General features: G+C 39.6%; 22 protein-coding genes. 10 read left to right on the top strand and 12 right to left on the bottom strand.

Annotated features, from left to right (window positions below; all coding sequences use genetic code 11):
- Positions 1-13: 13 nt before the first annotated feature.
- The 9 genes from alr to rpsF form a co-directional block, all read right to left on the bottom strand.
- Complete coding sequence (gene alr / locus AAEZ18_RS06055) at positions 14-1,093, bottom strand: alanine racemase (protein ID WP_041454553.1); 1,080 nt, start codon at positions 1,091-1,093, stop codon at positions 14-16.
- The gene (gene dnaB, locus AAEZ18_RS06050; protein ID WP_041454554.1) at positions 1,093-2,472 is read right to left on the bottom strand and encodes a replicative DNA helicase; all 1,380 of its coding nucleotides are present in this window, start codon (positions 2,470-2,472) and stop codon (positions 1,093-1,095) included. The genes alr and dnaB overlap by 1 nt, the downstream gene beginning before the upstream one ends.
- A gap of 114 nt (positions 2,473-2,586) precedes the next feature.
- Entirely contained in the window at positions 2,587-3,525 is a 939-nt protein-coding gene (locus AAEZ18_RS06045) for a DUF4097 family beta strand repeat-containing protein (RefSeq protein ID WP_350546552.1), read from the bottom strand.
- Positions 3,526-3,534: 9 nt separating this feature from the next.
- Positions 3,535-4,020, bottom strand: a complete 486-nt coding sequence (locus AAEZ18_RS06040) for a hypothetical protein (RefSeq protein ID WP_089368705.1) — start codon at positions 4,018-4,020, stop codon at positions 3,535-3,537.
- Positions 4,007-4,555, bottom strand: coding sequence for an RNA polymerase sigma factor (locus AAEZ18_RS06035; protein ID WP_011329088.1), 549 nt, complete (start codon positions 4,553-4,555; stop codon positions 4,007-4,009). The genes AAEZ18_RS06040 and AAEZ18_RS06035 overlap by 14 nt, the downstream gene beginning before the upstream one ends.
- A 230-nt stretch (positions 4,556-4,785) precedes the next feature.
- Positions 4,786-5,238, bottom strand: coding sequence for a 50S ribosomal protein L9 (rplI, locus tag AAEZ18_RS06030; protein WP_011329089.1), 453 nt, complete (start codon positions 5,236-5,238; stop codon positions 4,786-4,788).
- Between the two features lie 36 nt (positions 5,239-5,274).
- On the bottom strand, positions 5,275-5,502 hold the full coding sequence (gene rpsR, locus AAEZ18_RS06025) for a 30S ribosomal protein S18 (protein WP_002962753.1): 228 nt from the start codon (positions 5,500-5,502) through the stop codon (positions 5,275-5,277).
- A 12-nt stretch (positions 5,503-5,514) separates the two neighbouring features.
- The gene (priB, locus tag AAEZ18_RS06020; RefSeq protein ID WP_350546542.1) at positions 5,515-5,832 is read right to left on the bottom strand and encodes a primosomal replication protein N; all 318 of its coding nucleotides are present in this window, start codon (positions 5,830-5,832) and stop codon (positions 5,515-5,517) included.
- A 44-nt stretch (positions 5,833-5,876) separates the two neighbouring features.
- Positions 5,877-6,218: a 30S ribosomal protein S6 gene (gene rpsF, locus AAEZ18_RS06015; protein ID WP_011329092.1), complete on the bottom strand. Its 342-nt coding sequence runs from the start codon at positions 6,216-6,218 to the stop codon at positions 5,877-5,879.
- A 363-nt stretch (positions 6,219-6,581) separates the two neighbouring features.
- Between rpsF and AAEZ18_RS06010 the strand changes: the two genes are divergently transcribed.
- Positions 6,582-8,465, top strand: a complete 1,884-nt coding sequence (locus AAEZ18_RS06010; protein WP_350546539.1) for a propionyl-CoA synthetase — start codon at positions 6,582-6,584, stop codon at positions 8,463-8,465.
- Between the two features lie 117 nt (positions 8,466-8,582).
- Entirely contained in the window at positions 8,583-9,854 is a 1,272-nt protein-coding gene (locus tag AAEZ18_RS06005) for a mechanosensitive ion channel family protein (protein WP_350546536.1), read from the top strand.
- Between the two features lie 83 nt (positions 9,855-9,937).
- Here the strand turns inward: AAEZ18_RS06005 and AAEZ18_RS06000 are convergent, their stop codons facing one another.
- On the bottom strand, positions 9,938-10,855 hold the full coding sequence (locus AAEZ18_RS06000) for a LysR family transcriptional regulator (protein ID WP_350549837.1): 918 nt from the start codon (positions 10,853-10,855) through the stop codon (positions 9,938-9,940).
- 118 nt (positions 10,856-10,973) lie between these two features.
- Here AAEZ18_RS06000 and AAEZ18_RS05995 point away from each other — a divergent pair, with 118 nt between their 5' ends.
- Together AAEZ18_RS05995 and AAEZ18_RS05990 are read left to right on the top strand one after the other, a co-directional pair.
- A complete protein-coding gene (locus AAEZ18_RS05995) occupies positions 10,974-12,116 on the top strand; it encodes an alkene reductase (protein ID WP_350549840.1) in 1,143 nt (380 codons plus the stop codon).
- 110 nt (positions 12,117-12,226) lie between these two features.
- Positions 12,227-13,102 carry an endo alpha-1,4 polygalactosaminidase gene (locus AAEZ18_RS05990; protein WP_350549843.1) on the top strand — a complete coding sequence of 292 codons (876 nt, stop codon included), beginning with the start codon at positions 12,227-12,229 and terminating at the stop codon, positions 13,100-13,102.
- A 32-nt stretch (positions 13,103-13,134) separates the two neighbouring features.
- Here AAEZ18_RS05990 and AAEZ18_RS05985 read toward each other — a convergent pair whose 3' ends face one another.
- Positions 13,135-13,608 (bottom strand): VOC family protein, encoded by a 474-nt coding sequence (locus AAEZ18_RS05985; protein WP_089368710.1) that lies wholly within the window; start codon positions 13,606-13,608, stop codon positions 13,135-13,137.
- A gap of 186 nt (positions 13,609-13,794) precedes the next feature.
- On the opposite strand from AAEZ18_RS05985, the gene AAEZ18_RS05980 reads away from it, so the two are divergent.
- Together AAEZ18_RS05980 and AAEZ18_RS05975 are read left to right on the top strand one after the other, a co-directional pair.
- Complete coding sequence (locus tag AAEZ18_RS05980) at positions 13,795-14,181, top strand: lipoprotein (protein WP_011329099.1); 387 nt, start codon at positions 13,795-13,797, stop codon at positions 14,179-14,181.
- Positions 14,182-14,221: 40 nt separating this feature from the next.
- Positions 14,222-14,584: a TehB family protein gene (locus tag AAEZ18_RS05975; protein WP_089368711.1), complete on the top strand. Its 363-nt coding sequence runs from the start codon at positions 14,222-14,224 to the stop codon at positions 14,582-14,584.
- Between the two features lie 103 nt (positions 14,585-14,687).
- Here the strand turns inward: AAEZ18_RS05975 and AAEZ18_RS05970 are convergent, their stop codons facing one another.
- Positions 14,688-15,812, bottom strand: a complete 1,125-nt coding sequence (locus AAEZ18_RS05970; protein WP_350594683.1) for a glycosyltransferase family 4 protein — start codon at positions 15,810-15,812, stop codon at positions 14,688-14,690.
- Positions 15,813-16,041: 229 nt separating this feature from the next.
- Between AAEZ18_RS05970 and AAEZ18_RS05965 the strand changes: the two genes are divergently transcribed.
- The 4 genes from AAEZ18_RS05965 to dps all read left to right on the top strand — a co-directional run bounded on the left by AAEZ18_RS05965 (position 16,042) and on the right by dps (position 21,044).
- Positions 16,042-17,391: an L-cystine transporter gene (locus tag AAEZ18_RS05965; protein ID WP_089368713.1), complete on the top strand. Its 1,350-nt coding sequence runs from the start codon at positions 16,042-16,044 to the stop codon at positions 17,389-17,391.
- A gap of 242 nt (positions 17,392-17,633) precedes the next feature.
- Positions 17,634-18,245 (top strand): DUF6515 family protein, encoded by a 612-nt coding sequence (locus AAEZ18_RS05960; protein WP_350594685.1) that lies wholly within the window; start codon positions 17,634-17,636, stop codon positions 18,243-18,245.
- Between the two features lie 120 nt (positions 18,246-18,365).
- On the top strand, positions 18,366-20,234 hold the full coding sequence (gene gss / locus AAEZ18_RS05955; protein WP_350594697.1) for a bifunctional glutathionylspermidine amidase/synthase: 1,869 nt from the start codon (positions 18,366-18,368) through the stop codon (positions 20,232-20,234).
- A gap of 294 nt (positions 20,235-20,528) precedes the next feature.
- A complete protein-coding gene (gene dps, locus AAEZ18_RS05950; protein WP_350546521.1) occupies positions 20,529-21,044 on the top strand; it encodes a DNA starvation/stationary phase protection protein Dps in 516 nt (171 codons plus the stop codon).
- The last annotated feature ends 390 nt before the right edge of the window (positions 21,045-21,434 follow it).

Below are 21,434 nucleotides of genomic sequence, written 5' to 3'. Positions count from 1 at the left end.
TAGTACCAGCAGTTTAACGCTGATACTGATAGCTTACCCTTGGTGTAATATTACACAATAACTCGTAAGGTATAGTATCGGCGCACTGGGCTATTTCTTCTACTGGTAGCTCAGGCCCCCACATAGTTACCTCGTCACCTACTTTAATATTATGTGTATTATTGCCTATATCTAAGGTGATCATATCCATAGCTACGCTACCTACAATACCATAACGCTGCTTATTTATTATTACCGGAGTGCCCGCCCTCGCATGGCGCGGATAACCATCACCATACCCCATAGCAACAACCGCTAACTGGGTCGGCTTATCACTTTGCCAACGCCCGCTGTAACCCACCGCTTCATGGGCAGCTACATTACGCACTGCAATTACTTTTGTGGTTAAGCGCATAACCGGCTCTAATTGATACGTTTTACCTGTGGTATTTGCCATAGGCGATACACCATAAAGCATTAACCCTGGGCGTACCCAATCACCGTGGCCACTTGGCCAAGCTAAAATACCGGCAGAATTTGATAAACAATGTGCCTGCTCAACGTTTTCTGCCAAGCGATTAAATAATGCTATTTGTTGCATTGTTTTACTGCTATCAACATCATCCGCGCACGAAAAATGGGTCATTAAATTAACCGTATTATTCGCATTGGCTGTTTTTTGTAAGCGATTATAAAACTCATCAAATTGCTCAGGTGCAATACCTAATCGATGCATGCCGGTATTTATTTTTAACCAGCAGTTTATAGGAGCCTCAAGCTGCGCATTTTCCAGTGCCGCTAATTGGTTTTCGTCATGAATAATGGTTTGAAAATTATTAGCTAATAAAATGGGTAAATCGGCTTCATCAAAAAAGCCTTCTAACAATACAATTGGCTTAGTTAAACCGCCAGCACGCAGTGCCAGCGCTTCATCTATACGTGCCACAGCAAATGCATCGGCATCGTTTAAGTGCTGCGCTATGGTTACTAAGCCATGCCCGTAGGCATTGGCTTTTAGCACTGCCATTACTTTGCTATTAGGCGCAAAGCTCTTAACTTGCGCAAGATTATGCGCAAGTGCTGTTAAGTTAATTTCGGCTATAGCTAGGCGCATTAATAATCGTCATCTACTGCTGGCCCCGCATAATTATCAAAGCGAGAAAATTGACCTTGGAAGGTTAAACGTACTTTACCAATAGGACCGTTACGTTGCTTACCTATGATTATTTCGGCAATACCTTTATCGGTACTGTCTTCGTTGTACACTTCATCACGATAAATAAACATGATTAAATCGGCATCTTGCTCAATAGAGCCCGACTCACGTAAATCTGAGTTAATTGGACGTTTATCGGCACGTTGCTCAAGCGTACGGTTAAGCTGCGAAAGCGCAACAACCGGACATTTTAGCTCTTTTGCTAATGCTTTAAGTGAACGTGAAATTTCGGCAATTTCAAGCGTTCGGTTATCAGCAAGGCTAGGTACTCGCATTAATTGCAAGTAATCGACCATGATCATACTAATACCACCATGATCGCGGGCAATACGTCGTGCACGAGAGCGTACATCAGTAGGTGTTAAGCCCGAGGCATCATCAACGTACATTTTGCCTTTTTCCATCAACAAACCCATGGTTGATGAAAGTCGTGCCCAATCGTCATCATCTAACTGACCAGTACGCACTTTAGTTTGGTTAATACGCCCAAGAGACGCCAACATCCTCATCATAATTTGTTCTGAAGGCATTTCTAATGAGTAAATTAATACCGGCTTGTCTTGGGTCATTGCAGCATGTTCTGCAAGGTTCATCGCAAAAGTGGTTTTACCCATAGATGGACGTGCCGCAACTATAATTAAGTCAGATGGTTGCAAACCTGTGGTCATTTTATCAAGGTCGGCATAGCCGGTACTCACACCTGTTACACCGTCTTGCGGTGATTGATAAAGCTCTTCTATTTTATCAACTGTTTTTTCAAGTATGCTATGAATGCTTTGCGGGCCTTCATTATTTTTTGTGCGTTGCTCAGCAATTTTAAATACTTTGCTCTCAGCAAAGTCGAGCAAATCGTGGCTGGTGCGCCCTTCGGTATTAAAACCTGCTTCGGCAATTTCATTTGCTACACCAATCATTTCACGTACCACAGCACGTTCGCGCACAATACTTGCGTAAGCGTCAATATTAGCAGCACTTGGGGTGTTTTTGGCTATTTCAGCTAAATAAGCAAAACCACCAATTCCTGCTAATTTATTATTTTTTTCTAGGCTCTCTGAAATAGTAATTAAATCGATCGGATCGCCAATTTCAGCAAGCGTTGTCATCGCTTCAAAAATAAGCTTATGCGTGCGGGTATAAAAATCCTGTGATACAACAAGCTCTGCTACGCGGTCAAATGCTTGGTTATCAAGCATTAAGCCACCTAAAACAGATTGTTCTGCTTCTATTGAATGGGGAGGAACTTTAAGGGTATCGACTTGCTTATCTCGTTTGGCCATGACTTCACAGTACTAAAATACAATGGTGCCTATTCTATCTACTTGCAGGGGCTGTGCAAATAGAAAAGCAGGAAATCTTTTCCTGCTTTTTGTAATCATAGCCAGTAGCGAATGTTATTTAGTATGAAGTTCGAGTCGCCCGCTAATTGTATTCATTTCAACGTTAGCATTACCACCATTAATACTAAATTTTAAACTACTGGCTGGGCCATATTTAGCTTTACTGACTTTATCGCTAGTCACTTTATTAATTATTTTGCCATTCGCATGCGCTTCAATTTCAAACTTAGCCGATACATCTGCCGCAAAGTAAAATTCACCATCGCCACTTACCGATTCAAAACGAACATCTGCGCCCTTTAACAGCTCTTTAATATGCACTTCGGCCTCACCATTAACGGTATTAATTCGTAAGTTTTTAATGCTCGACAAAGTAAAGTCTATATCACCATTTACGTTTTCAAGGCGAACATCGCTTGCCGTTGAGTTTGATTTAACATCGCCATTTACGGCGCTAAAGCGCAACTTCCCGCTTGAGTTTTTATCGTTAATTTCGCCATTTACGGTTTCAAATGCAATATTACCACTTAAGTTCTGCGCCTTTACATCGCCATTAACACTGGTAAGTTTAATATTACCCGCTAAATTACTTGCGCTTATCTCACCATTAACCACATCTATTTCTGCACTGTTTTGTAGCTCTTTTGCACTGACAGATACATTCACACCAGCAAACTCAAGCGCACTACTTCTGGGCATAAATATAGTTAACTTTGAACCATCACCACTGTTACCCCAATCCGTATTACGTGGCATGTTTACAATAAACTGGGTTCTATCACCACTGGTTTTAAGCTCATAGCCATCGGCTTTGTCATCAAGTTCGCCCGACACTTTAAATTCGCTTTTATCCCAGCCCGTTATGTTTATATCACCACGTTGGTTTTCAATATAAATAGTGCCGCCATTGGCTACCTCTATTTGCTTATCTATTTTTTCACCCGCTAATACCGCCAGTGGAAATAAGCTCAACCCTAGTAAAATCGCTTTCATGTTATGCTCCTAAATATGCTGCCAACGAGGTGCGTGCACCTTATTAATCAAATCAAGTTGTTGTTGATATATTTGCGCTAACATAGTTAATAGCGCTTGGTTTTGTGGTTCGTTTTCAAGAACCTGCTTTATGGCTAACTCTGCTTCTTCGAGTTCTTGCAATTGCACTTGCCAATTGCTGGTAAGTGCGTCTTGATTTTTATACGCAACTAACAAACTGTTTTTTTGCGCTAAAAAGTAATCACTTATCGCCACGGCAGGCTTTGGCTCAGGCGTTATAAAAACGATGTTTACTGCAATTAAAACCGCAACACTGCATGCAGCTACTGCCGTTAACTTTGGCCAAATAGTAGTGTGTTTTTGTGTAGAGCGTTCAGCATTAATAATCGCTCGCTCAATCCCTGGCCATAAATTTTTGCGTGGCGTTATGTCTTTATCAAGTGTATTGAGTGACTCGTTTAAGTAGTCATCAAAATTTTCTTTACTCATTTTCATACCACTCTTGTAATAACAGCCTAGCACGATGATATTGCGACTTACTTGAGCCAACAGCCATACCTAGTTGCTCGGCTATTTCCTCGTGTCTGTAGCCTTCAATGGCAAACAGCACAAATACCATACGTGCTCGCTCTGGAAGCCTTACTATTAATTTATCTAGGCCATTTAAACCTTTACAGTCGTTAACTGATTGCTCATCCATACCGCTGTGCTCAATACTCACCACTTTTTGCAGCCAATTTTTTTGTTTGCGTAAGTAATTAATCGCAACATTACTCGCTACGCTGTAAAGCCAAGTAGAGAACTGCGAGCGCCCATCAAACTGCGCTACTTTGTGCCACACCTGTACAAACACTTCTTGGGCCGCATCCTCTGCATGCGACTGATCAGCTAATAAACGTAAACATAACCCGTATACTCGTTTTATGTGTAGTTCATAAAGTAGTGTGTATGCAGCTTGATCCCCCGACTTAACACGCTTAATGAGTGCTGCTTCGCACAATTGCGACTGTTCGGGTTTAACGTGTAACATCCGTAATGTCGCCTTTAAATTATAATTACTGGGTTAGCATTTAAGTGTATTGATAAGTTAGACGTAATGACAGTTTGAAAAGGTTTAAATGAAATGAAAAAATAATTGCAAAAAGGAAAGATGATTTAGAAGAGGTTTTATTAAGCGTGTTTTTAGATCTACAGCTAGTTAAATTTTAGGCACAAAAAAGCCGCGCTAAATAGCACGGCTTTTTTTTGCTTAATTAAAAATTAAGCTTCAGCAATAACGATTACTTTAATAGTAGCCGTTACTTCTGAATGTACTGCGATTGATACGTCAAATTCGCCAGTCTCACGGATAGTACCTAGAGGTAGACGAACTTCAGACTTAGCAACTTCAACACCAACAGCTGAGATAGCGTCAGCGATGTCACGAGTACCGATTGAACCAAATAATTTACCTTCGTCACCAGCTTTAGATACTAATGTAACTTCTGCTAATGCTTCAAGTTTGTCAGCGCGTGCTTGTGCAGCAACTAACTGATCAGCGATTTTCGCTTCAAGTTCTGCGCGACGAGCATCAAATGTTTCAATGTTTGCTTTAGTTGCAGGAACTGCCTTACCTTGCGGGAAAAGGAAGTTACGTGCGAAGCCAGATTTAACAACAACCTGGTCACCTAGGCCACCTAGGTTAGCGATCTTATCTAGTAGAATAACTTGCATGTTTCTACACCTTTTAAAAACGTGTTAATCCGCTGCTTACTTATGTAAGTCAGTGTATGGAAGAAGGGCTAAGTAGCGAGCACGCTTAATAGCAGTTGCTAGCTGGCGCTGGTATTTAGCGCTAGTACCTGTGATACGGCTAGGTACGATTTTGCCACTTTCTGTAACATAGTTTCTAAGAGTAGCTAGATCTTTGTAATCGATTTGTTGTACGCCTTCCGCTTTAAAGCGGCAAAACTTACGACGTCTGAAATAACGTGCCATGAGATTAATTCCTCAAATAATTCTTTCGATATGCTGAGCATGCAAAACCAATTGGCTAAGGCCGTTACGACCTTCGTGGCGATTTAAAAAACCACTCACTTGCAATGCCTGCCCAACGTGCAAATGTTGAGTCTGTTGTTGCATTTGCTTTCCACTGGCAACCACTTGAAGCCGAACGTAACTATTACGGTTAAGATCTGCTTCTGTTTGTATTGATTTATGTTCAATAACAAAAATACAATGCGGTATACCAGCAGGACTTTGGCTTAACTTGGGAGTTTTACAAACTACCCCAGATAAAACCAGTTGATTCATAAAAGGGCTAACCATTTATATTCATCACCAGTTAAACGCCATGCTAGGACTCAAAACAATTAAGCAGCTGGTGCTTCTTTCTTCTCTTCTCTTACAAGAGGAGACGCTTCAGTTACCGCGTTTTTAGTACGCATAACTAAGTTACGAAGCACTGCATCGTTGTAGCGGAAAGTAGTTTCTAGCTCGCTGATTACTTCAGTTGGTGCTTCAACGTTCATAAGAACATAATGAGCTTTATGAAGCTTGTTGATTGGGTAAGCCAGTTGACGACGGCCCCAGTCTTCAAGACGGTGGATAACACCACCAGCTTCAGTGATAGAACCAGTATAGCGTTCGATCATACCAGTTACTTGCTCACTCTGATCAGGGTGAACCATGAATACGATTTCGTAATGACGCATGGATATTCCTTACGGTTAATAGAGCCTTCTACCGTTTCGGCCGGTCGGTTTAAGGCAAGGAATTAATAGTTTAAAAGCCGAAATGAGCGCGCATTTTACGCTTAGTTTGATAATTAAGCAAGCCAGTTTTCTATCGAAAATAAAGAAAAAGCCGTACAAATAGAGTTTAATTGACGTTTTTTATAAAAACATAACAATTTCAATTAGCTTGCTATGTATTAAGTCGTAATTAGGCTCTGCAAAACAAACTAAAAAACAACCACCTTGCTCAGCTTTTAGCCGACCAAGGTCTAATATAATAATTAAGCAAAAACGCTTAGTTTTTAATATCTCTCACACTCTTTTTTAGTTTTAGGATCATTTATGTCAGGTCAATATAAACAGCATTATAACGCCTTCAAACAAAACCCAGCTGAATTTTGGTTAGCACAAAGTAAGTGTATTCCTTGGTATAAAACACCCCAAAATGCCTATACACAAGACAGCGATGACTTATACCATTGGTTTGATGATGGCCAGCTTAATACTAGCTACTTAGCACTTGACCAACATGTTGAAGCCGGCTTTGGCGAGCAAACTGCGCTTATTTACGACTCTCCTGTTACCAATACTAAACAAACTTATAATTATTCACAGCTACAACAAGAAGTGGCTAAGTTTGCCGGTGTAATGCAATCGCTAGGTGTGCAAAAAGGCGACCGTGTGGTTATTTACATGCCCATGATCCCACAAGCAGTGATTGGCATGCTAGCTTGTGCTCGTTTAGGTGCAGTGCACTCTGTGGTTTTTGGTGGCTTTGCAGCTCATGAGTTAGCGGTGCGTATTGATGATGCTAAACCTAAATTAGTATTAAGTGCTTCTTGTGGTGTAGAAGTAAGTAATATTATTGAATACAAACCCTTATTAGATGATGCCATTAAGCGCGCCACGCATAAAGTTGATCACTGCGTAATTTATCAACGCGAACAAGCAACCGCAACACTCAATAGCGGCCAAGATATTGATTGGGCAAAGGCTATGCAAACAGCACAAGCTGTTGACCCTGTACCTGTAAGTGGTAGTGATCCGCTATATATTTTATATACCTCAGGCACCACAGGATTACCTAAAGGTGTAGTACGTGAAAATGGCGGCCATGCTGTTGCCCTTAATTACAGCATGAAAAACGTATATGGTATGGAGCCTGGCGAAGTTTTTTGGGCTGCGTCTGATATTGGCTGGGTGGTGGGTCACTCATACATAGTATATGCGCCGTTAATGTATCGTTGTGCAACTGTACTTTACGAAGGCAAACCAGTGCGCACCCCAGATGCCAGTGCATTTTGGCGAGTAGTAGAGGAGCATAAAGTAACAGCCTTGTTTAGCGCGCCTACTGCATTTAGAGCAATTAAAAAAGAAGACCCTAAAGCTGAGGGTTTTAAAAAATATGATACATCTAGCTTAAAACGGTTATTTTTAGCCGGTGAGCGCCTTGATGCCGCTACTTACGGTTGGTTAAAAGAAAAAACCGGCCTACCTGTGCTCGATCATTGGTGGCAAACAGAAACCGGCTGGGCTATTGCCTGCAACCCTATTGGCATTGAACATTTAGAAACCAAAGCAGGTAGTTCAACCGTGCCTACACCGGGCTTTGACGTACGTATTTTAAATATGGATGGCGAAGAATGTGCCCCTAACGAAAGTGGCGCTGTAGTAATAAAGCTGCCTTTACCACCGGGTTGTTTATCAACAATTTGGCAAAATACCGAGCGCTATAAACAAGGTTACCTGAGCGAATATGAAGGCTATTACCTGTCGGGAGACGGTGGCTACATAGACGAAGACGGCTACTTATTTATTATGGGTCGTACCGATGATGTAATTAACGTTGCAGGCCACAGGCTATCTACCGGCGAAATGGAAGAAATTGTTGCCGCCCACCCTGCGGTTGCAGAATGTGCTGTATTTGGTGTAAACGATGCGCTTAAAGGGCAAAACCCAATGGCGATGATAGTACTGAAAGACAGCTTTACCGGCTCTCATCAAGAAGTACAACAACAGCTTGTGCAATCTGTACGTAACCAAATTGGTGCTATCGCGTGTTTAAAAAATATTATGTGTGTTGAGCGCTTACCTAAAACACGCTCAGGGAAAATTTTACGCAAAAACTTGCGCCAGCTTATTGATGGCGAAGAACTGCAAATTCCATCAACGATAGACGACCCCAGTATTTTTGCCGAGTTAAGTGAACAACTTGCTGAAAAATAAAACTAACTGTTTATAGTTAAAGTCTATCGGCACCGAGTGAAGATAGACTTTAACTACGCCTTCTGCTTAAATAACCTTGGAATAAATAAATAACTTTATGATGTAAACGGAGATTAAATGACAGATATAAGAGCTGAACTACGTGAGTATTTACTGGGGTGGTTTGGCCAATATTTACCCGCCAACCCTCTTTTATGGTACGACATTTTAGTACTTTGCTGGCTCGCCATTTTTGCCATAATTTTACATTTAATTATCAGAAACTCAGCTAAGCACTTTCTTAAAGGTCGCTTTAGCGAAAGAATTGTTCAGCCTGATGCAAAAACTCCTGCCGAGTTAGCATTTAAACTTGCAAAACATATCTCTTTTGTAATTCAAGGTGCGGTTGTCGTTATCCAAGCAAGGCTTTGGTTACCCGAAGGGAGTGGCTTATTACATATTATTGAAATGGTTACCGACCAATGGATCATTCTCTTTTCTTTACTGTCACTGTTTTCGTTACTCGATATTTTTCAGGTTATTTCTGATAGGCGCGCAGTCAGAGCCCACTTCCCGATACGAGGGTTATTACAAACCATTAAGTTAATTGCCAGTGTATTAACCGGTATTTTAGCTGTGTCGTTATTAATGAATAAATCACCATTAATTTTATTAAGTGGTTTAGGTGCGTTATCAGCCGTTATGCTGTTGGTGTTTAAGGATGCTATTTTAGGTTTAGTGGCAGGTATTCAGCTCTCTGCTAATAATATGTTAGCGGTAGGTGATTGGCTAGAAATGCCCAAGTATGGCGCTGATGGCGATGTAATTGACATTGCACTTACCACGGTAAAGGTAAGAAACTGGGATAAAACCATCACTACAATCCCTACGTACGCGCTTATTTCTGATTCATTCAAAAACTGGCGCGGTATGTCAGAATCGGGCGGTCGAAGAATAAAACGTAGCATTCATTTAGAAATGAACAGCGTGCGCTTTTTAAATGAACAAGAGCTCAGTGAGCTTAGAAAAGCAAATTTACTCACCAAATATATAGATACCACAATATCATCTATTAGCGCCGAAAACGCCACTAAAGACATGAGCTGCCTACTTAATGGCCGCCGCTTAACTAACGTAGGAACCTTTAGGCATTATTTAATAGAGCTGTTAAAACAACACCCTAAAATCCATCAAAATATGACCCTAATGGTAAGGCAATTAGAGCCAACGAATAAAGGTTTACCTATCGAAATTTACACCTTTACCAACACCACAGTGTGGGCAGAATACGAAGGCATTCAGGCAGATATTTTTGACCATATATTGGCTATTTTACCGGTGTTTTATCTTAAAGCGCATGAGTCGCCAACAGGTAACGATGTCCGCTCTTTGTCGATAGGTAAGCACTAAAATTACGGCTTACTTTATCGTTAGCTCCTATATTAGCGAGTAACACTATAAACGAGTGTTGCTCGCTAAAACTTATTTATACTTCAAATTACTTTTAATTGTTCCAGTATCCAGCGATGAATTGGGCTTTCACTGGTACGTGGGTGCCATGCGGCTATTACTTTAAAAGACGGTGGTAATGCTTCAACGGTTAGCTCTTGTACTTTATTGTTTGGTAATAATCGCGACGGATAAAATGCGATCATATCGGTTGTATGAAGAATGTTTGGTACCGCCGAAAAGCTAGGTACCGACATAACAATATTGCGTTTAAGGCCCTTAGCTGCAAACCACTGATCGTGAGAGCCACGTAAATTGGCACGCGAAGGTGATACCACTAGCTGCGGATAAGCTGCAATTTGTGCCAGTGTTAACGGCTCATTTGCTAGCTTGTTGCCACAACCTGTAACGCATAAATGCTGCTCTTCAAGCAAAGTAACATAAGCTAAGTTATCTGGAATAAATTCAGGGAAGCTAATCAGTAAATCAAGCTCGCCCGCCGTAATTAGCTGGTTAACATTATCTGAGGCAAAGTCGCGCACGATTAGTTTTAACCCGGGTGCTTCTCGTCTCGTTATATTAAAAAGCTGCGGTAACAAGGCTTGCGTTGCGTAGTCTGTCGCGCTAATAGTAAATACACCTTTATATGTTTGCGGTGTAAATACTTCGGGCTCTAACAGCATTTCAAGTTGCTTTAAAATATGGCAAATAGGTTGCTGCATAGATAACGCTTTGGGCGTTGGCACCATGCTATTTCCTTGACGAATAAACAAACGATCGTCAAATAAGTCACGTAGTTTACGCAGCTGCTCGCTAATTGCTTGCTGGGTTAGGCCCATTTTACGTGCAACCTGCGACAAGCTTTTTAAATCAAGCAAGGCATTTAGTACCCTGAGCTGTTTAATATCGAGCCTATTAATACCATTCATAATTGTATCTAAAACAATAAAGTGTTGTTTCAAATTGTACCCATAAAGCTCTACGCTTACCAACATTGCTTAAACAGCTAAGCATCAACATACTTTGCCTTGTTAATTACGAGGTAATAAGCCACTAAGTTTGCTTTAAGAGAGAGTTTTAATGAATCAATCTATTTCTGATACCAGCTCGTTATTTTCACCTGTAGAACTTGGCCCTTATACACTTAAGAACCGTATTGTAATGCCACCACTTACACGCTCTCGTAGCACGCAGCCAGGTAATATTCCAAACGACTTAATGGCAACCTATTATGCGCAGCGTGCCAGCGCTGGCTTTATGGTTACCGAAGGTACGCAAATAGAGCCTAGAGGCCAAGGCTATGCATGGACTCCGGGTATACATTCTGCAGCACAAATTGAAGGTTGGAAAAAAGTAACTCAAGCAGTGCATGCTAAAGGCGGCATTATATTTGCTCAACTGTGGCATGTTGGCCGCGTATCGCATACCAGTTTACAACCTAATGAAGCCAGCCCAATAGCTCCTTCGGCAATTACAGCCGACAACGTTAAAGTATTTATTGAAACCGGCCCAGGCCAAGGTGCTTTAAGTGAACCAAGTACACCGCGCGCTTTAAGTACTGATGAAGTGAGCGAGTTAGTTAATATGTATGCGCAAGCTGCAAAAAATGCATTAGAAGCCGGCTTTGACGGCGTTGAACTACATTGTGCTAATGGTTATTTAGTTAATCAGTTTATTTCAGAGCACACTAATATGCGTGACGATCAATATGGCGGCTCACTTACTAATCGTCTGCGTTTTTTAAAAGAAATTGTTACTGCTGTGAGCGCAGTTGTAGGCGCTGATCGTTTAGGCGTTCGCTTTGCACCACTATTTAGCAGCACAGATGAAACCCGCGTTTATTTGGGTTTGGTCGAGTCTGATCCACAAAACACCTACATAGAAGCGATTAAGTTACTTGAACAAGCTGGTATTGCTTACTTATCGATTGCTGAAGCCGATTGGAATAACGCACCTGATTTACCTGAGCAGTTTTATAAAGCAGCTAGAGCGCAGTTCTCTGGTCGAATTATATATGCAGGAAAATACACGGTAGATAAAGCACTGCGTATTTTAAATAATGGCTACGGTGACTTGTTTGCTTTTGGTCGGCCTTTTATTGCGAACCCCGATTTACCTGAGCGTATTAAACAACAATGGCCTTTAAATGAAGCTGATGCAGCCACTATGTATGGCGGCACAGAGGTTGGTTATAGTGATTATTCATACTATAAAAACATTTAATTTAAGCAGGCCACGGAAGGCCTAATACTCAATATAAAAATCGACATCCTTAATGCAATATCAATAGTTTTCAGCTAAATTAATAACTACTAATACCGTTTGAGTATGTTATGTTTTTGCCTTTATTTAATAAACAAACCGCAGGCCACTGTGTTATATTTTTACTGCTAATCAGTATTAGTAGCTGCGGTGAAAATGACAATACACCAACAACTCCCTCTAGCCAAATCGAGCCTGCAATTGCCCCTATTACTACCGGTAACTGGTATAAACCCGCATTGGGGAGCACCTGGCAATGGCAGCTAACTGGCACAATAAATACTAACTACAATGTTAATATTTACGACATAGACCTATTCGATTCCCCAGTACAGTTAATACAAACATTACAAGCTCAAGGTAAGCGGGTTATTTGCTATTTTTCAGCGGGTTCTTATGAATCGTGGCGAAGTGATAAAAGCCAATTTTTAATCAACGAATTAGGTAACTCTTTAGCTAATTGGCAAGGAGAGCGTTGGTTAGATATTCGCTCACCTAATGTGCAAGCAATAATGGCTAGTCGTCTAGATTTAGCAGTACAAAAAGGATGTGATGGCGTAGAGCCCGATAACGTTGACGGCTATATGAATAATTCGGGCTTTAATTTAACTGCAAACGATCAGCTTGTATTTACTCGCTTTATAGCAAATCAGGCGCATACTCGTGGCTTGGCGGTTGGCTTAAAAAACAATCTTCATCAGGTAAATGAGCTGCATAGTTATTTTGATTTTGCAGTAAACGAGCAATGCTACGAGTATCAAGAGTGCGAATTACTCACCCCTTTTATAAATAACAATAAAGCTGTTTTTCATGTTGAATATAATAGTAAGTATAGTAATGGTAGCGCTGAGCTTAACAATATGTGTGATGATGCTATTAATAGGCAATTTAATACACTGGTTTTGCCAATAAACCTAGATGACGAATTCAGGATTAGCTGCTTGTAAAAGCCTTGTTTACTTACCTTTATTTTATAAAGCTAAGCATCTTGATCTTTACTCATAAAATCTACCATTCTTTTTCTGAGCTCTTGCTCATTAATGTCTTCTTTATGAGTGCCAATGGTCCATACGTGGCCAAAAGGATCTTGCAGCGTACCTGCTCTATCACCATAAAACTGATCATGAACGGGGCGTATTTCTTTCGCTCCTAACGCAATGGTTTTTGCAAATACCGTATCTACATCATCAACATACAACATTATGCTTACGGGTGTACCGCCTAGCTCTGTAGGGCTTTTAAAATGAACATCTGGGCACATATCTGAGATCATAATATGTGAATTACCAATTTTAATTTCTGCATGAGCAATGCCGCCTTCAGGCATAGGCATTTGCATAACTAGCTGCGCATCAAAAGCGGCACAATAAAAATCAATTGCTTGTTGCGCACCGTTTATAATTAAATAAGGGGTTATTGAATGATACCCTTTTGGAATAGCTGATACCGCCATGTTGTGCTCCTCGTTATATGCTCTCCTTACAAAGGTTAGTCTAAAGTGGCAAACAATATAAAATAAACACGTATTTATTTATCAATATTAGTGGCACTTATTTGCAAAATTATTAGTAAATTTTGCTAGTATCTACCACTTAATAATATTTACTGATACGCTGCATATTTAAACAAAAGGACTAACATGAAAAAACAAACAACACTTTTTATAGCCACTGCGTTATTCGCACTCGCGGGTTGTTCAACTTCAGTGCCAATTAAAAACTTTGAACAAAACCTTATTCCACAAACATCTAAAATAATTAATAACACAGCAGATGTTGAAACAGGTATTTTAAAAGCCTGCATTCAACTAGGTTGGCAGTGTGCTCCTGTTAGTGAAGGTAAAATAAAGGGAATTCTTAATATTCGTACTCATCAATTAATCGTTAATATTAATTATGACAAAACAGCCTATTCTATCAATTACCAAGATTCGACTAACCTTAATTACAACGGTAGTAAAATACATCGTCAGTATATTAATTGGGTAACTAATTTAATGCGCCATATTGATGCTGAAATGATTTAAACTTTTATATTTGTTTCACTAATACAAAAAAGGAATTGTTATGAGTCACTTAACTATACCAAGTCACTGGAAAATAAAACGCTCCACTCACTTTTTTACTAAAGATAACATTCCAAAAGCGTTACTTACTCACCACAACACAGCCGAGGGTGTGTTTGGCCAAATTTGCGTTATGCAAGGCACTGTTACCTTTTACGGATTTGCAAATGAAGCCGCCACAGAGCCTGAGCAAACTATTGTAATTAACGCGGGGCAATTTGCTACCAGCCCGCCACAATACTGGCATAAAGTAGAGCTAAGCGACGACGCGCAATTTAATATCAACTTTTGGGCCGAAGCCGATACAGGTAATAAAGCCCTGTTTAAAAGTTCACGTATTCATAGCAAACCTATTTTAGATTAATACCACTTAAAATAACTAATTTACGTACAAACAAAAAAGCACCTAACATTTAGTTAAGTGCTTTCATAAATAACGGTGCAATTAATGCCAAATGCACTGCATATTAGCCTTGTTTATGTTTGATCATATCAATCCAATCTTGCGCCCAATTTTCTTTAGAGCACACTTTCGCTATTGATGTTAACCCGTTATATGCCAACGTTTTACTTTGCTGATAGTCATTCAAGCTAGTTGTTAGCGCTTGGGTAAACTCGGCAGTATTAGGCATCACTAATCGACCATTAAAACCATTAATTATAAGATTAGATAAGCCTCCAACGTTACTACTTATAACCATACAACCTGCGGCCATTGCCTCTATCATAGATAACGAAGTACCTTCTGAACCTAGTGTTGGAATAATGGCAATGTGTTGGCATTTATGTACGCTAAAGCTTTCATTTGGTCCGTACTGCATTAATTTCACTTTTACTTCATTAGCAAATAGTTCTGTTAAATATGGTTTTAATGGCCCATCTCCGGCAAAGCTTACTTGAATATTATATTGCGGTAAAAGCTGCTTAATAATAGGTGCTATTAATTTAATACCACGGTAATCAACAAAACGACGAGCAATAATAATATTTAGTGTTGCGTTATCATCTGACCATTTTTTGGCAAATTCACTTTCGCTAATTTTTTCACTATAAAAGTTATAAATAACCTTCATATGTTGCTGCTTAATATTAAACCAAGTGCGATACCAGTTAACAAAGTTATGATCTACACACACCAAACTGCAATCTGATTTTATATAGGATAAATATTTGTACTGACTTAATAGCGAGGAGCAATATTGTGATATGGCTGATTTTGCTGCGCGAGGTTTATCCCAAGATATACCATGCTGAATCGCTAGCGTTTTATAATCAGGCATTTTTACTGAATAAGAGTCGGTAGCAAAAATAATAATATCGTTATTTTTGTCTGCATTTTCACTGACCCAGTTTGCAAGGGCGATTTTTTTTAAGTTACCCCGATATAAACCGGTAGTAACGCTATGAATAGTGTACTGGGGAGTAGTTAAGGTAAACGCTTTTTTAGCCGGTTGTACTATATGACATGGCCAACCTTGGCGAGTAAAAACATCGCACAAACTTAAGATATAGTTTTCAATGCCACCAATGGTATGCATAGTGCCGTTATGATCAAACATAGCACGGTAAATAATATAAATATTAGGCATCATATATCCTGACAAACTTGTTTAGTTTGCTGCAATTACAGCGATTACTCTTTTGGTAATATAACATTTAGCCATACATCTTTGAAGATATTTACAAACGCTTGCCATCCCTTATAACCAAATATTAGCAATGCATAACAATTTCTTCTAAGTCATAGCGAAAGTGTATTTTCTTAAATAAGTTTAAAGCGTTAAAGTGCGCCGCTAAATCACAGCTAATGAAGAGGATATTATGTCGCTTGCTGTACTATTAATGCTGGCATTGTTTGTTGGTCTGTTATTCGCGATTTATCTTTTTTCGCAAAAAAGTAAAACGTTATCACGCACCGTTTTATTTGGCCTAGTACTGGGCAGTGCTTTTGGTTTGGCTTTACAGTTTTTATTTGCCGAACAACCCCAAGTTATTAACCATGTTTTAAGTTGGGTTGCCGTCGTTGGTAAAGGCTATGTTGGGCTATTAAAAATGGTCATTATGCCTTTGGTATTAGTGTTTATGATTGCCGCGGTAGTCAAACTTGAAAACCAAGGCTCTTTAGGTAAGATTTCATTTGTAAGTATTTCTATTTTACTGGTTACCACAGCCCTTGCTGCATTGGTTGGTATTGCGGTTACTTATGGCTTTAACTTAAGCGTAGAAGGATTAGTGGCCGGCACTCGTGAAGCGGCACAAATGACTACTTTAGAGAGTAAAGCGGCTAATGTTGCTAACTTAAATGTGCCACAAATGTTGCTTAGCTTTATTCCAGAAAACCCATTTGCCGATTTAAGTAATACACGTTCAACCTCTATTATTGCCGTCGTTATTTTTGGCGTGTTAATAGGCATTGCAGCACGTAAAGTAATGCTTGAGCGCAGCGAACTTACAGCGCCTATTCGTACTGGTGTAAACGCTTTACAAGCCACTGTAATGAGCTTAGTTAAAATGGTTATAGCTTTAACGCCTTACGGTGTTGCAGGATTAATGGCGAATGTAGTCGCAAACTCAAGTGGTAACGACATTCTTAATTTATTGGCGTTTATTATCGCCTCTTATGTCGCTATTTTATTAATGTTTGTTGTGCACGGCATACTGTTAAGCCTAGTTGGGGTTAGTCCAAAACATTATTTTACTAAGATTTGGCCAGTAATGACCTTTGCTTTTAGTTCGCGCAGTTCAGCGGCATCAATTCCAATGAACATAGATACACAAGTAAACCAACTTAAAGTTCCCCCAGCTATTGCTAATTTATCAGCCTCTTTTGGTGCTACGATTGGACAAAATGGCTGTGCAGGTATTTACCCTGCAATGCTAGCAATGATGGTTGCACCTAGTGTGGGAATAGACCCGATGACTTTTGAGTTTATTCTACCCTTAATAGGTATTGTAGTAATTAGCTCTTTTGGTATTGCCGGTGTAGGCGGCGGCGCAACTTTTGCAGCGCTAGTGGTATTACCAACAATGGGATTGCCCATAGAAATTGTTGCGCTACTTATATCAATAGAACCATTAATTGATATGGCGCGTACCGCGCTCAATGTGTCGGGCTCTATTACTTCTGGTGTGATCACCAGTAAAATAATGAAAACGCCACAGCAAGACTAATTAATAATTAAGCCCAGCTTTGCTGGGCTTTTTATACTGCGCTACAGTTATATATAACCCCGTAAAACAGCCCTTAATCAACCACTTCCCTGCTCATTTAGCATGCTCAAAACCCTATCCGCAAGCATTATAGCTATGTAAACATATGTAAAGCTTTGTGCAATTACAGCCGCTATCAGTTGCTATTCAGTTTCAGGCTCTAATATCGGTTATGTATAAAGAAACATAAGCGAGACATCACTATGAAAAAAATAACTGTGAAACCTATAGCTGTGAAACTAGTAACTACAAAGCTAAACACTATTAACTTAACTGTTTTGTTAGCGGTATTTTTAGCACTTACTATGCTCTCAAGTAACGCCTTTGCAAACTCGCAAAATGTACACAACAAACACCATAAACCAGGTAAAGTGATACGTCATATTCCTAGTAATAGCGTATCGGTACGTTTTAATGGTGCGGTATTTAATACTCATAATGGCACTTACTATCGTAAACACAGCAGAGGCTATCGAGAAGTTATGCCACCAAGAGGCTTACATATTAGATCACTGCCCAGATACCACTCACGCTTAAGGCATCGCAATAACACTTATTATACCTATCAAAATGTATATTATATTGCCGAAAATAACGGCTACACAGTAGTAGATACGCCTAAAATACAGGTTAACCGAGCAATTAAAGTAAACAACACCAGCAGCTATAAGCTTGGGCAGTTTTACGACTCGCTACCAACGGCAGCAAAGCCCGTAACTATTAGCTCAGTGCAGTACTTTAAATATGATGACATCTATTTTTTACCGCAAATTAGTGGTGATGAAATTAAATATCTCGCTGTTAAACTCAATTAATACTGTCTTTATCTGTCGCAAATAAAAACATAAATAAGGGCATAGCATTTTATCTTGCTATCAAGCTACTTCGCTCCTATAGTCAGCAGATTATAGGCCTTTATTTTGAACAAACTTGTTATGAAAACTAGCACTCCAGCTCGTGATTTTGGTGAACTATTAGGTTACGCACCTGGTAATGTTGCTGTTTACTCGTCTGACTATGACTCTGCCGACGAAAGCATTTACCCCAACCGCAGTGCCTATCGCAGTTATTTAGATGGCATTTATATGGGCTATAAATGGCAGTGTGTTGAGTTTACTAGGCGCTGGATGTATCTCAATCATGGTTATATTTTTGATGACATAGCGATGGCTTACGATATTTTTGAGCTACGCTCAGTGCGTGACGTTAACAGCCAAAATAGACTCCCTTTACAAGCATTTAAAAATGGCGTAAAGCATCATCCTCAAGTTGGTAGTTTACTTATTTGGGAAGAAGGTGGTGAGTTTGAAGAAACCGGCCATGTTGCCATAGTAGTAGAAGTTCACCCTGATAAAATTCGTCTTGCTGAGCAAAATGTTGGCCATCAAACATGGCCACAAGATCAAAATTGGTGCCGCGAGCTTAAAGCTAAAGTAACCAAAGATGGCGACTATTGGATTGAATGCTCTTATAACGATGCAACTATTTTAGGCTGGATGACCCAAACTGATCAAATTGAACACGCAGAACCTACCACTGAAATAAACACCGATTTATTTACAATCAAATCTAATTACATTGCCGATACAGGCCAAGCTGCAAAGTCATGGTTAAATATTGCTAATGATGACGAAGCCGCCTATGTAGATATGATGCAAGGCCACAAGCTTACCTCCAATGCAGAGGATCAACATAGCTACTTTACTATTTCACACACAGCCCAACAAGCCATTGAGCACGCCACCAATGAACTGCATGGCTTATTTATGCATGCCACCGATTATGTGTTACAGCACCCTGAGCTATTAAAAAAGTTTAATTTACCTGAAGTAGTACTCAATAAAATTCGTCAATCGTGGGATAACCGCTTAAATCAATTGATCACCAGTCGCTTTGACTTTGCACTAACCCCTGCAGGCTTAAAAGTGTATGAATACAACTGCGACTCCGCTTCGTGTTATATGGAAAGCGGTAAAGTTCAGGGTAAATGGGCAAAGCACTTTGGGGTTAAAACGGGTATTGATGCAGGCCAAGACTTATTTAAAGACTTAGTAAAAGCATGGCGAAAAAGTGAAGTAAAAGGTTTAGTTCATATTCTTCAAGATGACGAGCCAGAAGAGCATTACCACGCTTTATTTATGAAAGAAACAATTGCGGCAGCAGGTTTTGAGTGCAAAATTATTATTGGTTTAAATACTCTGTCTTGGGATGCCTTTGGCAATATTATTGATGCCGATGGCAATAAACTTAATTATGTATGGAAAACCTGGTCGTGGGAAACTGCACTTGAGCAAATTCGTGAAGAATGCGAGGCTGATCAAGCTCAAAATCATAATTTTGAGCCGCAATGGCAAGCAGGAGCAACCCCGCGGTTGGCTGATGTATTATTGCGTAAAAATATCATGGTTTTTGAACCACTATGGACACTGATCCCCAGTAATAAAGCAATCTTACCGGTGCTGTGGAGTTTATTTCCTAATCATAAATATTTGCTCAATACCGCGTTTGAGCTCAGTGATGAATTATTACAAACCGGCTATGTAGTAAAACCCATTGTTGGCCGCTGCGGAGCAAATATTCAAGTAGTCGATCAGCAACAACAAACCATTGAGGAAACCGCCGGACACTTTGCATCCCAAGAGCAAATATATCAGCAATTATTTGCGCTACCAAAAGTAGACGATTACTTTGTACAAATATGCAGTTTTACCACAGCAGGAAAATATTCTGGTGCGGGTGTGCGAGTCGATAAAAGCATGATTATTAATGGCCATAGTGACTGTATGGCACTGCGGATTGAATAACTCGTCAAATTAATAAACAATACTTTGCGGGCTTAGTTTTAGGGCTTAGCATTAAATATAATAGCTAAGCCCTTTAGCTATTATATTTATTACACTGTGCATAATTTACAAAAAAGTGCATAGTTTTCAAATATGTAATACTTAACACCATTCTTCCCCTCATATTAAAAAACCTATCTAATTGTATATAAACAACTTTATTTAAAATCCCTTCTCGGCATGGTGATTGCTTTAAATAAAGTAAAGTATGTTCATATAGTAATTAATGGGCAAAATAATTAAGTAGGAGAAATTATGAGTAATAGTAACAAAACAGCTAAATTTACCGCTCCAGGTATGAGTAACGATTCAGCAGAAAAAACTATCTCTACGCTCGACAATCGTATGGTTGCGCTAATTGACTTACAACTTACCCTTAAACATATTCACTGGAACGTAGTTGGCCCTAATTTTATTGGCGTGCATGAAATGCTAGACCCGCAAGTTGCGGTTGTACGCGAAATGACAGACACCATTGCTGAGCGCATCGCAACGCTAGGTGGGATACCTGTTGGTACGCCAAAATCAATTGTTGATCGCCGTACATGGGACGAGTACTCAATTGGTAAAGCCCTCGTTACCGAGCATTTAAGTGCACTCGATAATGTATATAACGGTATTAATAGCGATCATCGTAAAGCCATAGATACGCTTGCTGATCTTGATCCGGTTTCTGAGGATATGATCACCAGCCAACTAGCCGAGCTAGAGCAATTTCAATGGTTTATTCGTGCTCACCTTGAATCATCAACAGGTGAACTACAAAAGTAGGTGCACTATTATAACTGGCATACATAGCTAAATATTTATTGTTAGTTAATAATTTAAAATTAAGAAAAGCCCGCATTATTAATAATGCGGGCTTTTTAAGTGCTAATAACTTACTAAAATAATAACCTACTAAAATAATTACACATCATACATAGCAAAGTATCTGCATTTTGCTCTTAAAAAGTTTACCCCCAAGTAGCCATTAAATAATGTCACGCTCAGCAAATGCATAAAAAAGAACCTCCCCCAATTAACCCCTCGTACATCTGCATTTAAATTTTATATTATTATTACCAGTCGATATTTTATTTATATTAGCAATTAAATTGGTTAACCAAACCAATTTTAAACTTAAAATAAAAACTACAAAGCCATTACCAGTAAGTAATT

This window comes from Pseudoalteromonas sp. 19-MNA-CIBAN-0066, assembly GCF_040308705.1.
Taxonomy (GTDB): domain Bacteria; phylum Pseudomonadota; class Gammaproteobacteria; order Enterobacterales; family Alteromonadaceae; genus Pseudoalteromonas; species Pseudoalteromonas nigrifaciens.
Note: the sequence above shows the minus strand (reverse complement) of the source record. Positions and strands in the feature narration are given on the sequence as shown.